Below are 13,032 nucleotides of genomic sequence, written 5' to 3'. Positions count from 1 at the left end.
TGTGCGCCCTCTGTAGGTTCAGGCCGGCAATGTGCCGCCACGTTCAATTAAAATGCCGAGGCCGCTGAAGACTACCGGCTCACGTGACCTGGATGTATACCGCGTACACACCCAACAGCACCCAGAAGCCCAGGAAGATCCACGGTGTGCGCAACGAGAACAGCAGCGACTTCTTGTGCGCTTCACGCGAGGTTTCTGTTTCGCTGAACAGGGGCGATTCATCGTAGGCGGCGCTCATCAGGGGCTCGCTACGCAGCAGATGGCTCTGCTTGACCTGCCAGTGATCGATGATCTTGTACGCCGCGCGGATGCCCGGCCAGGCGTTGAGCGTGGTCAGCCCACCCAGTGAGGCGAGGAAAACCGGGACGAGAATGGTGAACATCTTGCCCCACTCCGGATTGAGGTTGCTCATGGCAGAAACGAAGGCGATCACCAGAAACGACTGGGAGGTCAGGTAAGCGTCGGTGCGGTTGGCGAGGATGGTGCTCTCGTACTGGATTTCGTTACGGTAGAAGTCAAGACGTTCCTTGAGATTGCCAAAGACCATTGCATTGTGCGCCTCGATCTCGTGCTCAGGGGTCGAGGGCGTAATGATGACGGGCATGGATCAGCTCCTGCAGGCTCCAGCCTGCTCAAAAAGACCACCTGCGCTCAATGCAGGCACTTGCGAAGCCAAGTAGAACCGAATGGTCAGGAAAGATTCCGTTTGATAGTACAAATGGTCATGCGCAGGCCTGCGAACTGCGCAGTGTCTGTACGCGCTAACGGTAGGGGCGTACGGTCCGCGCTCATGCGCAACTGACCAAACGCCGCGGTGTACACGACAATTCAGGCGCTTTTGCGTCTAGCCGTTCGACGCCATGCAACCATAGCAGCGCTTCACGCTGCTCTGGTTACCAAGGCTGCATGGCCCCGCCTGCGGCGAACAACCGGGACGAGTCTCATGATGTTCAATTTCCCTGCGCCCGAGCGCTGTGCCGACCGCGGCCGAGCGGGAACACCGAAAGGTCACCTGGTTTCAGTCAGGACGAGGCTTGCCTTCCTCGCGGCCAGTACGCTGGGCGGTCGATTCGTCTTCACCCTCGCGTGCCTTGTCAGGCCGGTGGGCGTCGTTATCGCGTTGCTGTTCACCCTTGGAGGGGCCTGCAGGGTTGGCAGAATCAGGCGTTTGTCGAGTCGTCATGGTCATGCTCCTATCCTTTGCTGTGTTCAGGGGACGATGGACCGGTACCGCGTTTGATCCCACGTGGACCGGCGATGGCCCAGATGACCAGCCCTACGACTGGCAGCAGCACCAGCAACAGAGCCCAGAGCATCTTCGTGGTATCGCGTTTGTCACTGCGAAACACGCTGATGATCGCCCACAGGTCCAGGAGCAGCACGATCGCTACGCCACCGATCCAGATATAGGTGTTCAACTCGTTCATAATGCGGCCCTCCTCAGGCGTGAGCAAAAGGCGTTTCAGCGCCCCCTGCTACAGAGGAAGGTAGCAGGCTGGACAAAGTTCAGCCGTTGTGGGACCGCTGGGACAGCCGGAAGGTGGAGAGCGGACCAGTGCCAGAGACCACTCTGGAACCTGCCGCCGAATTCCCGCGTCGGTTGCCACGAGCCCTACCCGATGCCCACGCTTTGATCAGCTATGCACCCCGCGTCCGTTGCGAATGAAAAAACGCCGCCAGCCTGGCCAGGCTCGACGACGTCCGTGTATTGATAGGCAGCACCAGGCCGCCCCTGTGCGATTACTCGGTCGGCGATTCGGTGTTGACGAAGTCCGGCACTTCGGCCAGAGGCAAGGTCCGGCGTTGACTCCGTCCAGCATGCTGACGGGCTGGCAGTGGCTCGAGCGTCTGCGCCTGACCAGTTTCCAGCGCACGCTGGATGGCCATGATCACGCGCACATCGCGCCAACCTTCTTCACCGTCGGGCTCTGGCGCCTCATCGTGCAGGATACAGTCAGAAAAATACGCGGTTTCGCCAGCGAACTGATCGACCACCGGGCTCACGTGAACGCGGTTATCACCGTCCACTTCAGCGTGGTATTTGATCGCGACCCCTTCGCCATAGCCAAAGCACGGCGAGGCATCGATCAGCCCCTCACTGCCGATCAGCAGGAACCGCTCGGCATCAGGCAGGGTGTAGCTGACAGTGAACTGCGCCAGGCGCTCGTCGGCAAAGCGCAGGTTGACCGTCACGGTATCCCAGGTGTTCACCGCGCTGCCGGGGCTTTTGACGCCCATGGCCGAGACTTCGATAGGCTCGGCATTGAACAGCTGGCGAACCATGTTCAACGGGTAAGGCCCCATGTCCAGCACGGGGCCGGCGGCGAAGCCGTCCTGGGCGCGATGGTTACTGGGTTTGACGGTCTGCGTGAAGGTCGAGGTAAACAGCCGTGGGTCGCCGAAGTTGCCAGCCTGGACCCGTTCGATCATGTCCAGCGTACCCGGCTCGCTGTGCAGGCGGTAGGCGATCATCAGCTTGGCGCTGGAGCGCTGCTCGGCGTCGAGGATGGTCTGGCAGTCTTCCTCGGTGCTGGCCATGGGCTTTTCCAGCAGCACATGAATACCTGCATCAAGCGCCGGAACCACGAATTCGACATGGCGGAAATTGGGGGTGGCGACGTAGACCGCATCGACTTCGCCCGAGGCCAGCAGTTGTGCGTAGTCCTCATAGGCGTAAGCCTTGATGCCATACAGCTTGGCCAGGCGATCGGCTTTTTCCGGATCGCCAGTCACCAGGGCGGTGATCACCGAATTGTCGGTCTGGCCGACACCGGGCATGAACGCGCCTTGTGATATGGCGCCTCCGCCTACGACGCCGTAGCGGATCTTGCCGTCAGGGCTGGGCATTGCGTACTCCTCATTCGCGATCGATGTGAAGAGTGGGCAGCCAGGGCGCGGTGTGGGTTCCATCTTTTTGCGTTGCATGGCGTTAGGCAAAGGCTCAAGTGCGGCATCTGCCTGGCATGAGTAGCTGCGGCCGCGATGGCCGGCGCAGCCGGCCTGACTCAGGCCACGCGGATCGACAGGCAGAGCACAACCGCAGCCGGCCTGACCCAAGCCACACGTGTCGACAGGCAATGCACAATTGCAGCCATTGGGCCGCCTACGCCGTCCATCGCGACTAACCGGAGCGCCGGACCGGCCTCTCCTACAGGGGCGTCCGTGGCCTGAAAGCATTCGCTGTGCAGGTACAAGCGACCCTGGTCATGCCGGGTCCTGCAGCCTCGATCACTGCAACCACGGCGGTGGTGGCTCTTCATCCTTCACCGGCCCCCGTTCGGCATCCTCGCGACCCGCGCGGCGGCGGGCGTCTTCAGCCCGGGCGGCATCGATTTCGCGCAGTACGCCGTGCACATCGGCGTCGTGCTCGTCATCGGCATACTCGCCGGTCAGCACCGAGTCGGGCAGCAGCTCGCCCGCCTGGTACAACGCCCACATTTCTCGCGCGTAGCGCGTGTGGATGAGCTCTGGCGCGAATTGCCCGAAGTAGCTGCTCATGTTCGCCACATCGCGCTCGAGCATGTCCAGCGCGTGGTTGTTGGCCGCAGCATCCACCGCCTGAGGCAGGTCGATGATCACCGGGCCGTCTGGGCCCAGCAGCACGTTGAACTCGGACAGGTCGCCGTGCACCAGGCCTGCGCAGAGCATCAGCACGATCTGCTGAATGACGAACGCGTGGTACTCGCGAGCCTGATCAGGCTCAAGGTGCACGTCGTTGAGGCGCGGCGCGGCGTTGCCGTCAGCGTCGACGACCAGCTCCATCAGCAGCACGCCGTCTAGGAAATCGTAGGGCTTTGGCACTCGCACGCCGGCACCGGCAAGGCGGAACAGCGCAGCCACCTCGGCGTTCTGCCAGGCCTGCTCGGTTTCCTTGCGGCCGTACTTGGAGCCGTTGTTCATGGCGCGTGCCTGGCGGCTGTTGCGCACCTTGCGGCCTTCCTGGTACTGCGCGGCCTGGCGGAAGCTGCGCTTGTTGGCCTCTTTATAGACCTTGGCGCAGCGCACCTGCTGGCCGCAGCGCACCACGTACACCGCCGCTTCCTTGCCGCTCATCAACGGGCGCAATACCTCGTCGACCAAGCCGTCTTCGATCAGGGGTTCGATTCTTTTTGGCGTCTTCATCAGCTCTGGTCTGGGTCCTGTCCGGTCGGCCATGTGGTGGATGCCGGCCATCCTCTCATAGCGGGGAAGATCTTGCTCGGGTAAGGCGCCGGAGGCCGCCGTTGCTGAAAAAAAAGCCGCCGGAGGGCTGAATTATTTAGTGTCCATTTGTATCTCACCCCTGAGACCCGGCCCGTTACCACCGTATTCGCTTGGTCGTGCCTGGCACGTGAAAGGAAAAGATCAGAATGAAATTACGCAAGAAAAAAGTGAGCCCCATCGGGCTCAAGGACATCACCATCGTTGACGACGTCAAGATGCGCAAGGCGATCTCCGCCGCCGCTCTTGGCAACGCCATGGAATGGTTCGACTTCGGCGTCTATGGTTTTGTCGCCTTCGTGCTCGGCAAAGTCTTCTTCCCCAATGCCGACCCCAGCGTGCAGATGATCGCGTCGCTCGCCACCTTCTCGGTACCCTTCCTGATTCGTCCACTCGGGGGCCTGGTTTTCGGCGCCATCGGTGACCGCATCGGACGACAGAAAGTGCTGGCGGCCACGATCATCATCATGTCCCTGAGTACCTTTGCCATCGGGGTGATTCCGTCCTATGCCGCCATCGGCATCTGGGCACCGATCCTCCTCCTGCTGGCGAAGATGGCCCAGGGCTTCTCGGTCGGCGGTGAATACACCGGTGCATCGATCTTCGTCGCCGAATACGCCCCTGACCGCCGTCGCGGCTTCCTCGGCAGCTGGCTCGACTTCGGCTCCATTGCAGGCTTCGTGATGGGTGCGGGCCTGGTGGTGCTGATCCAGAGCATGGTCACCGAAGAGCAGTTCCAGGACTGGGGCTGGCGGATTCCGTTCCTGCTGGCGCTGCCACTGGGCGTGATCGGCCTGTACCTGCGCCATGCCGCTGAAGAGACCCCTGCATTCCAGCAGCACGTCGACAGCCTTGAACAAGGCGACCGCGACGGCCTGGCCTCGGGCCCGAAAGTGTCGTTCAAGGAAATCGCTACCAAGCACTGGCGCAGCCTGCTGACCTGTATCGGCGTGGTCATCGCGACCAACGTCACGTACTACATGCTGCTGACCTACATGCCGAGCTACCTGACCCACAACTTGGAATACAGCGAAAGCAACGGCGTCCTGATCATCATCGCGATCATGGTCGGCATGCTCTTCGTGCAGCCGGTCATCGGTTTCCTCAGCGACAAGTTCGGCCGCCGTCCCTTCATCCTGCTGGGCAGCATTGGCCTGTTCCTGCTGGCGATTCCGGCCTTCAAGCTGATCACCAGCGGCGACACGGTGTTCATCTTCTCCGGTCTGCTGATGCTGGCCATTCTGCTGAACTTCTTCATCGGTGTGATGGCCTCGACCCTGCCCGCGATGTTCCCTACGCACATCCGCTACAGCGCCCTGGCCAGCGCCTTCAACATCTCGGTGCTGATCGCAGGTGTGACCCCGACCCTGGCGGCCTGGCTGGTCGAGACCACCAACGACCTGTTCATGCCGGCGTACTACCTGATGATCGTCGCAGTCATCGGTTTCATCACCGCCGTGACCATGAAAGAGACCGCCAACAAGCCGCTGCGCGGTGCAGCGCCTGCGGCGTCCGACATCCACGAAGCCCGTGAACTGCTGCAAGAGCATCACGACAACATCGAGGAAAAGATCGAGGACATCGATTCGCAGATCGCCGAACTGGAAGCCAAACGCGCCACCCTGGCCCAGCAGCATCCGCGCATCGACTGACCTGCGCGACACCCGGTGCGGGCCGCCTTGCGCGGCCCTGTACCCGCCCCGCTCCACCTCCCTCGTCTGCCCATTGCCACTGATTACCGTTGGTAACCGCTCAAGCCTGCGGCTTTGCCCCAGACGCTCAAGGCAGGTATCCTTGCCACTTGCGCAAAAGGAGCCCCCTAGACAATGACCTTGCCCAGGCCTCTGTGGCTGCTCAGCGCAGCCCTGCTGCTGAGCCCCTCGATCCAGGCCCAGCAGATTCAGCGTCAGCTTGGCGACTTCGATTTCAAACTGGCGACGACCCCGTCCCGCACCATGGCCGAGGGCCTGATCTCGCCCACGGCGGTGGGCTCGTTCCACGGAGGCGTCGACCTCAGCCACCCCAACGGCCTGTATTTCGGCCAGTACGCGCCGAGCATGGGCCTGACCAAGGCCTCGACCCTCAAGCTGGACAACTACGTCGGCTACAAGCAGCGCTTCACCGACAGCCTCGGCTTCGAGGCAGGCATGATCCACTACAGCTACCCGAACCAGACCGATGCCAACAGCTATGCGCTGTACGGCGGCCTGTCGCTGCTTGGCAGCCGCTTTGGGGGCGCCTTCAATGACACCCCCAGCAACCGCACCGGCACCTTGTTCGCCAATCTCGGCAGGCTGCCGCTGCTGGATGTCGACTTCAGCATGAAGGTGGCCCACCACCAGTTCGGCACGCCATTCAGCCGCGTCGACGGCAACGCCATCGACAGCTTCAATGACTGGTCGCTCAAGCTCTCCCGCCCCTGGCGCGGCATGGACCTCGACTTCACCTACAGCAACTCCAACCTGAGCGGCAGCGGCTGCGATGCCTACGCGGGCATCAACAGCACCTGCGACAGCATGGTGACACTGCGGGCGCAGCGCAGTTTCTTCTGAGGCCAGCGCTGGCGTGGTGTAGCGGCGTGCGCGGGGAGGTCCATGCAACGACCGACACCCAGAGCGCTGCAGCCGCCACCTGACACCAGGCAATAAAAAAACCCGGCGCATCAGCGACCGGGTTTTGTGTGGCGTCCAACAACCTTACAGGTTCAGGTCAGCGTCCTTGTCAACGTTGTCCTGCCCCAGCGGGTCGATCTGATCGGGGTTGGCTGGGTCCTGACGCTTGTCGATCTCCGGTGCCGGCGTCAGTTGCAGGATCTTGTTGGTGTAATCCCACTCTTCCTGCACCTTGACCGGATCGTCATTGAGGTGGGTGCCGTACGACGGCACGATCTGCTTGACCTTGTCCTGCCAGGCCGGGGTTGCCAGCTGCTCCTTGAACATGCGGTTGAGCACGTCGAGCATGATCGGCGGCGCGGTCGAGGCGCCCGGCGAGGCGCCCAGCAGGCCGGCAATGGTGCCGTCCTTGGAGGTGACCACCTCGGTACCCAGTTTCAGCACGCCGCCCAGGTCTGGGTCCTTCTTGATGATCTGCACGCGCTGCCCGGCCTGCCACAGACGCCAGTCTTCCTTTTTGGCGTGCGGGAAGTAGGTTTGCAGGGCCTCGAAGCGATCGTCGTCAGACTGCATCACCTGGCCGACCAGGTACTTGACCAGGTCGAACTCACGCGCACCTACCCGCACCATCGGCCAGGTATTGTGCAGGGTCATGCTGCCGAACAGGTCGAGCAACGAGCCTTCCTTGAGGAACTTGGTCGAGAACGTGGCGAATGGGCCAAAGAGAATCACGCGCTTGCCGTCCAGCACGCGGGTATCGAGGTGCGGCACCGACATGGGCGGCGCCCCGGTGGAAGCGATGCCGTAGGCCTTGGCCATGTGGCGCATGGCGATGTCCTGGTTCTCGGTGACCAGGAACGAGCCGCCCACCGGGAAGCCTGCGTATTCCTTGGCCTCGGGGATGCCCGACTTCTGCAGCAGGGTCAGCGCCTTGCCGCCGGCGCCGATGAACAGGTACCTGGCGTTGGTGGCGCCTTTGCTACCGTCCTTGAGGTTCTTGTACTCGACGTGCCAGGTGCCGTCATCGTTGCGCGTGATGTCCTGCACTTCGGTGGACACTTTCACATCGATGTTCGGCCGGCTTTGCAGGTAACTGACGTACTGGCGGGTAATTTCCCCGAAGTTGACGTCAGTGCCGATTGGCGTCCAGGTCGCGGCCAGCTTCTGCTTCGGGTCACGCCCTTCCATCATCAGCGGCACCCACTTGGCAATCTGTGCCGAGTCTTCGGAGTACTGCATCGGGCGGAACAGCGGGCTGGCCTGCAGGGCTTCGTAACGCTTTTTCAGGAAGCGGATGTTGTCGTCACCCCAGACGAAACTCATGTGCGGAGTGGAATTGATGAACGAGCGCGGATTCTTCAGCACGCCCTGCTGCACCTGCCAGGCGAGGAACTGGCGGGTGATCTGGAACGATTCGTTGATCTCGACCGCCTTGGTGATGTCGATCTTGCCGTCTTTCTCTGGCGTGTAATTGAGCTCGGCCAGCGCCGAGTGGCCGGTACCGGCATTGTTCCAGCCGTTGGAGCTTTCTTCAGCGACCTTGTCCAGGCGCTCGACCATCTCCATCGACCAGTCCGGTTGCAGTTCGTTGAGCCAGACCGCCAGGGTCGAGCTCATGATGCCGCCGCCGACCAGCATGACATCCACTTGCTTGGTCTCGGCCGCCTGTGCGTTGCCCATCGCCACGGCGATTGCCAGGCCCGTCAGCGCCTTGTGCATCGTGTTCTTGCCCTTCATGCGTTCTCCCTCGGGGTCATCTGCGCCCCGATTGCCTTGATAAACCCCATTCACGTGACCGTCGGCCTTCCAGGCCAACGGCAATGACGCCGCGCTGCCGAAACAGCTGGCTGCACGCGGGTGGCGACAAGCGCCTACCGGCCTGCGGCGTGTGCTGTTGAGGCCTCACCCCCCGAGGAGTTCCACGTCATCGGCCACTGAGGGCAAATCGGCCATTACCCGACCACCAGCACTTGCAAGCAGACGCTTCTGCAAATACTGTATGAATATTCAGTGCCAGGTGTTTGCCATGCAATTGATCGCCAAACTGGGCATCCTTGCCGATGCCGCAAAATACGATGCGTCCTGCGCCAGCAGCGGCGCGCCCAAGCGCAGTTCCAAAGGCCGCGACGGCCTTGGCGCGACCAATGGCATGGGCATCTGCCACAGCTATACGCCCGATGGCCGTTGCGTCTCTCTGCTGAAGATCCTGCTGACCAATTTCTGCCTGTATGACTGCCAGTACTGTGTCAATCGCCGCTCCAGCAATGTGCCGCGCGCGCGCTTCAGCCCTGAGGAAGTGGTGCGCCTGACCCTGGACTTCTACCGGCGCAACTGCATCAGCGGGTTGTTTCTCAGCTCCGGCATCATTCGTTCGGCTGACTACACCATGGAGCAGTTGATTCGTGTGGCCAAGCTGTTGCGCGAAGAGCACAACTTTCGCGGCTACATTCACCTCAAGACGATTCCCGACGCCGATCCGCTGCTGATCGCCGAAGCCGGGCGCCTGGCTGACCGGCTCAGTGTCAACATCGAGCTGCCCACTGATGAAAGCTTGCAACTGCTGGCGCCTGAGAAGAGCGGCGTCACCATTCGCCAGGCCATGGGCGTGATCCATGAGGGCCAGCAAGCGGTCGCGAACGAACCCAGGGCTCCGCGCTTCACACCAGCCGGGCAAAGCACCCAGGTGATCGTCGGCGCCGACGCCACCGATGACAGCACCCTGCTGCGCAATGCCGAATCGCTGTACCAGGGCTTTGGCCTGAAACGCGTGTACTACTCCGCCTTCAGCCCGATTCCCGACAGCCCGGACAGCGTCCCCCTGGCCGCCCCGCCACTGCTGCGCGAGCACCGGCTATATCAAGCAGACTTCCTCATGCGCGGCTACGGCTACAACGCCGGCGAGCTGTTTCAGAAGTCCACCAACCTCGCGCTGGACATCGATCCGAAGCTGGCCTGGGCGCTGGCCAATCGGGAGTCGTTCCCGATGGATGTGAACCGTGCAGAACCTGCGTTGCTCGCGCGTATTCCGGGCATCGGCCTGCGCAGCGTGCAGCGGCTGGTGGCGCTGCGCCGCGAACGACGCATTCGCTACGACGACCTGATCCAGCTGCGTTGCGTGCTCGACAAGGCCCGGCCCTTCATCATCACCAGCGACTACCGCCCCTCCGATGGCGATCAGCGCAGCGGCTTGCTGCGTGAGCGTTTGCGTGAACCGCAGGCGCCGGTGCAAATGGGCCTGTGGGGATGATTGCGCTCGATTGCGATGACCTGTTCTCCACCTGGCGCCGCCAGGCCCGGGCACTGCTGGGCCATGGCATCGATCCCTCCCAGGTGACCTGGACACAGGGCCCGATGGACGATCTGCTGGCCGTGCCGACACCGCTGCCAGAAGGTCCAGGCCCGTTCCGCGCCACGGTACCGGCGGCGCTGCTGGAACAATTGCAGCAAGCCGCCCGCTACCACGGCGAGCAACGCTGGAACCTGCTGTACGAAGTGCTCTGGCGCGTGGCCCATGGCGATCGGACCGCGATGATGGCCGGTGACCGCCTGGGCAGCGAACTGCAGCGGCGCATCAAGCAGGTCAGCCGCGAAGCACATCACCTGCATGCCTTTGCGCGTTTCGTGCCCTTGCCCGCACCGCTGGCCGAACGGCTGCAGCTCGATCTGGTGGCGTGGCATGCCCCGGCGCACGACATTCTGGAGAGCGCCAGCGGACATTTCGCCGAGCGTCTGGGCCGCCAGCGCTGGCTGATCGCAACCGAGCGTGATGGCGTCATGTTCGACGGCAAGCAAATGGATTACCGTCGCGTCTGCCCGCCCGAGTGGCAGCAGTGGGCGCAGCACGCCGATGACCCTGGCGCCGAGCTGTGGCGCACCTACTATCGGCACATCTTCAACCCTGCACGCCTCAACCCGGATGCGTTGCGCCAGCACATGCCCGGGCGGTTCTGGCGGCACTTGCCGGAGGGCATGCTGATTCCGCAGTTGGTCGGCCAGGCGCGGCATGGCAAGCAGCGCGATGGCCAGGCGCCTGAGGTGGCGCAACAGGTCGGCAAGCAGATTCAGAAGAAGGGGTAGCAGGTTGGCCAGTCAGGCGCAGGGTGTGTGCTGAAGCCAGCGCTCGTACTGGTGGGTGAGGTCACGATTGCGCTGAACCCCGCATGCGCAGTTGTGGGAGCGGCTTCAGCCGCGATGGCCGGCAACGCCGGCCTGACTCAGATAACGCGCAATAGCAGGCAGACAGTGATCGCAGTCTTGGCGCGGCGATGTCGCCTGGTTCGGCTGAAGCCACTGCCACGCGCATACTGGATGAAATGATCTAGAACCCTTGGCTCAGCAAGAGGACCGGGCGAGCGAACGACGCCGATCAGGCAAACAGCCGTTGCAACAACACGCTCAAGGTCCGCTCACGCAGAAACGCTTGATCCAGATAATCCTGAGCAGCCTCCACATGCCCTTGAAGACGCCGGCGTACCTGGGTTTCTCCACAGAGCGCAACCAGCGTGGTCTTGCCCTCATCCTTTCCCTGGTCCTTGCCGCTGCTGGGGTCACGGTCGCGCAGGTCGTCGCGCAACTGAAACGCCTGCCCCAGCTCTTCGGCAAAGTGGTGCAGCGGTGTCCGCTTGCTGGCCGGGGCGTCGGCCAGGTCGCAGGCCATGTCCATGATCGCAGTGAACAGGACGCCGGTTTTCAGTTGATTGGTCTGCGCGATCTCGCCCACGGTGCGGGTGCCATTGCCTTCGCGCAGGTCCTGCAGCTGGCCTTTGACCAGCCCTTGCACGCCAATGGCCTGCGACAAGGTCGTCACCAGGTGGTTGCGTACCTCAGGCCGCACACCGTCAATGGCCGCCACCAGGCCGAAGGCATGGCTCAACAAGGCAATGGCCGTGAGCACGGCGACATCTTCGCCAAAGGCCAGGTGCAGGGTAGCGCGACCGCGGCGCAGCTCGGCGTTGTCCATGCAGGGCAAGTCATCGAGCACCAGCGAGGCGGCATGCACCAGCTCCACTGCACATGCCACCTCCAGGGCCGCCGCACGCGAGGCGCCCAGGCCTTCGGCGGTCAACACCAGCAACAGGGGCCGCAGGCGTTTGCCTGGCGCAAGGCTGCATTCGCGCATGGCCGCGGCGACCAGATCACGGGCATTGCCGGGGCTTGGCAACACTGCATCGAGGCGGGCCTCGAAGGCCTCGCGCAGCGGCTCGAGGGCGTCGGCCATGGCGCATTCGGCGCTCACCGGCGTGGTTGCTGTGGTCGTCATCCTGGCCTCTTATTCGTTGTGCGATGGCTTTGCTGCGGGTGCAAGGAACGACTGGAACACGCCGTTGCCTGAAGCAATAACTCAGAGCTTAGCTATACAACGTAAACTATGTTGTACAACTCTTACACCAAGCACTGACACATACCCAGACAAATGATTCACCGGTCATGGAACCCGGCATGAAGAAAAACACCCTGAGCCAACGCAAGGACGATCACCTGGACATCGTGCTGGACCCTGTACGGGCCATCACTCACACCGACGGCGGCTGGTCGAGCCTGCGCTTCGAACACTGCGCGCTCCCCGAACTGGCCCTGGACGACATCGACCTGAGCAGCCGATTTCTCGGCAAAATGCTGCGCGCTCCGCTGCTGATCAGCTCCATGACCGGCGGCGCCGCGCGTGCCGAATCGATCAATGCGCATCTGGCCGAAGCCGCGCAGCATCTCGGCATCGCCATGGGGGTAGGCTCCCAGCGGGTCAGCCTGCGTGAAGGTTTTGACCAAGGCCTGACCCGCGCACTGCGCCAACGCGCCCCCGATGTGACCTTGCTGGCCAACCTCGGTGCCGTGCAACTGCGCGAGGCCGACGGCCTGGACTTGGCCAGACGTGCGGTCGACAGTTTGCAAGCCGACGCCCTGATCCTGCACCTCAACCCATTGCAGGAAGCGGTGCAGCCCGAAGGCGACCGTGACTGGCGCGGCGTGCTGCTGCTGATCGAACGGCTGTGCCGCGAGCTCGAGGTGCCGGTGATCGCCAAGGAAGTCGGTGCTGGCATCGGCGCGCCGGTGGCCATGGCCCTGGCCAACGCCGGGGTGCAGGTGATCGACGTTGCCGGCACAGGCGGCACCAGTTGGGCGGCCGTCGAAGCCGAGCGCGCCAGCCATCCTGCCGACCGCGCGGTGGCGATGGCCTTTGCCGACTGGGGCATGTCCACGGCCGCCTGCTTGCAGAGCGTGC

General features: G+C 62.9%; 12 protein-coding genes. 5 read left to right on the top strand and 7 right to left on the bottom strand.

What is annotated here, in order from left to right; translation table 11 throughout:
- Positions 1-79 precede the first annotated feature (79 nt).
- The 5 genes from RT028_RS11730 to RT028_RS11710 all read right to left on the bottom strand — a co-directional run bounded on the left by RT028_RS11730 (position 80) and on the right by RT028_RS11710 (position 4,122).
- Positions 80-604 carry a hypothetical protein gene (locus RT028_RS11730; protein WP_312935037.1) on the bottom strand — a complete coding sequence of 175 codons (525 nt, stop codon included), beginning with the start codon at positions 602-604 and terminating at the stop codon, positions 80-82.
- Positions 605-1,018: 414 nt separating this feature from the next.
- Positions 1,019-1,183: a hypothetical protein gene (locus tag RT028_RS11725; RefSeq protein ID WP_312935035.1), complete on the bottom strand. Its 165-nt coding sequence runs from the start codon at positions 1,181-1,183 to the stop codon at positions 1,019-1,021.
- A 10-nt stretch (positions 1,184-1,193) separates the two neighbouring features.
- Complete coding sequence (locus tag RT028_RS11720; RefSeq protein WP_312935034.1) at positions 1,194-1,427, bottom strand: PLDc N-terminal domain-containing protein; 234 nt, start codon at positions 1,425-1,427, stop codon at positions 1,194-1,196.
- Between the two features lie 313 nt (positions 1,428-1,740).
- On the bottom strand, positions 1,741-2,847 hold the full coding sequence (locus tag RT028_RS11715; RefSeq protein WP_312935033.1) for a Gfo/Idh/MocA family oxidoreductase: 1,107 nt from the start codon (positions 2,845-2,847) through the stop codon (positions 1,741-1,743).
- 381 nt (positions 2,848-3,228) lie between these two features.
- Entirely contained in the window at positions 3,229-4,122 is an 894-nt protein-coding gene (locus RT028_RS11710) for a PA4780 family RIO1-like protein kinase (protein ID WP_312935032.1), read from the bottom strand.
- A 227-nt stretch (positions 4,123-4,349) separates the two neighbouring features.
- On the opposite strand from RT028_RS11710, the gene proP reads away from it, so the two are divergent.
- Together proP and RT028_RS11700 are read left to right on the top strand one after the other, a co-directional pair.
- Entirely contained in the window at positions 4,350-5,852 is a 1,503-nt protein-coding gene (proP, locus tag RT028_RS11705) for a glycine betaine/L-proline transporter ProP (RefSeq protein ID WP_312935031.1), read from the top strand.
- 180 nt (positions 5,853-6,032) lie between these two features.
- Positions 6,033-6,752 (top strand): TorF family putative porin, encoded by a 720-nt coding sequence (locus tag RT028_RS11700; protein WP_312935056.1) that lies wholly within the window; start codon positions 6,033-6,035, stop codon positions 6,750-6,752.
- 144 nt (positions 6,753-6,896) lie between these two features.
- On the opposite strand, the gene mqo is transcribed toward RT028_RS11700, so the two are convergent.
- Positions 6,897-8,549 (bottom strand): malate dehydrogenase (quinone), encoded by a 1,653-nt coding sequence (mqo, locus tag RT028_RS11695; RefSeq protein ID WP_312935030.1) that lies wholly within the window; start codon positions 8,547-8,549, stop codon positions 6,897-6,899.
- A gap of 289 nt (positions 8,550-8,838) precedes the next feature.
- Here mqo and RT028_RS11690 point away from each other — a divergent pair, with 289 nt between their 5' ends.
- On the top strand, positions 8,839-10,059 hold the full coding sequence (locus RT028_RS11690; protein ID WP_312935029.1) for a putative DNA modification/repair radical SAM protein: 1,221 nt from the start codon (positions 8,839-8,841) through the stop codon (positions 10,057-10,059).
- On the top strand, positions 10,050-10,889 hold the full coding sequence (locus RT028_RS11685) for a TIGR03915 family putative DNA repair protein (RefSeq protein ID WP_312935028.1): 840 nt from the start codon (positions 10,050-10,052) through the stop codon (positions 10,887-10,889). The genes RT028_RS11690 and RT028_RS11685 overlap by 10 nt, the downstream gene beginning before the upstream one ends.
- A gap of 289 nt (positions 10,890-11,178) precedes the next feature.
- On the opposite strand, the gene RT028_RS11680 is transcribed toward RT028_RS11685, so the two are convergent.
- Positions 11,179-12,072: a polyprenyl synthetase family protein gene (locus RT028_RS11680; RefSeq protein ID WP_312935027.1), complete on the bottom strand. Its 894-nt coding sequence runs from the start codon at positions 12,070-12,072 to the stop codon at positions 11,179-11,181.
- Between the two features lie 179 nt (positions 12,073-12,251).
- Between RT028_RS11680 and fni the strand changes: the two genes are divergently transcribed.
- Positions 12,252-13,032, top strand: a 781-nt coding sequence (gene fni / locus RT028_RS11675) for a type 2 isopentenyl-diphosphate Delta-isomerase (protein WP_312935026.1), incomplete at its 3' end; no start/stop codon positions are given.

The organism is Pseudomonas sp. (assembly GCF_032058845.1).
In the GTDB taxonomy this organism is placed as follows: domain Bacteria; phylum Pseudomonadota; class Gammaproteobacteria; order Pseudomonadales; family Pseudomonadaceae; genus Aquipseudomonas.
Note: the sequence above shows the minus strand (reverse complement) of the source record. Positions and strands in the feature narration are given on the sequence as shown.

What these genes read in the sequence shown, in the direction of transcription:
- RT028_RS11730 (WP_312935037.1), bottom strand. Translation starts at nt 604, where the DNA reads ATGCCCGTCATCATTACGCCCTCGACCCCTGAGCACGAGATCGAGGCG.
- RT028_RS11725 (WP_312935035.1), bottom strand. Translation starts at nt 1,183, where the DNA reads ATGACGACTCGACAAACGCCTGATTCTGCCAACCCTGCAGGCCCCTCC.
- RT028_RS11720 (WP_312935034.1), bottom strand. Translation starts at nt 1,427, where the DNA reads ATGAACGAGTTGAACACCTATATCTGGATCGGTGGCGTAGCGATCGTG.
- RT028_RS11715 (WP_312935033.1), bottom strand. Translation starts at nt 2,847, where the DNA reads ATGCCCAGCCCTGACGGCAAGATCCGCTACGGCGTCGTAGGCGGAGGC.
- RT028_RS11710 (WP_312935032.1), bottom strand. Translation starts at nt 4,122, where the DNA reads ATGAAGACGCCAAAAAGAATCGAACCCCTGATCGAAGACGGCTTGGTC.
- proP (WP_312935031.1), top strand. Translation starts at nt 4,350, where the DNA reads ATGAAATTACGCAAGAAAAAAGTGAGCCCCATCGGGCTCAAGGACATC.
- mqo (WP_312935030.1), bottom strand. Translation starts at nt 8,549, where the DNA reads ATGAAGGGCAAGAACACGATGCACAAGGCGCTGACGGGCCTGGCAATC.
- RT028_RS11690 (WP_312935029.1), top strand. Translation starts at nt 8,839, where the DNA reads ATGCAATTGATCGCCAAACTGGGCATCCTTGCCGATGCCGCAAAATAC.
- RT028_RS11680 (WP_312935027.1), bottom strand. Translation starts at nt 12,072, where the DNA reads ATGACGACCACAGCAACCACGCCGGTGAGCGCCGAATGCGCCATGGCC.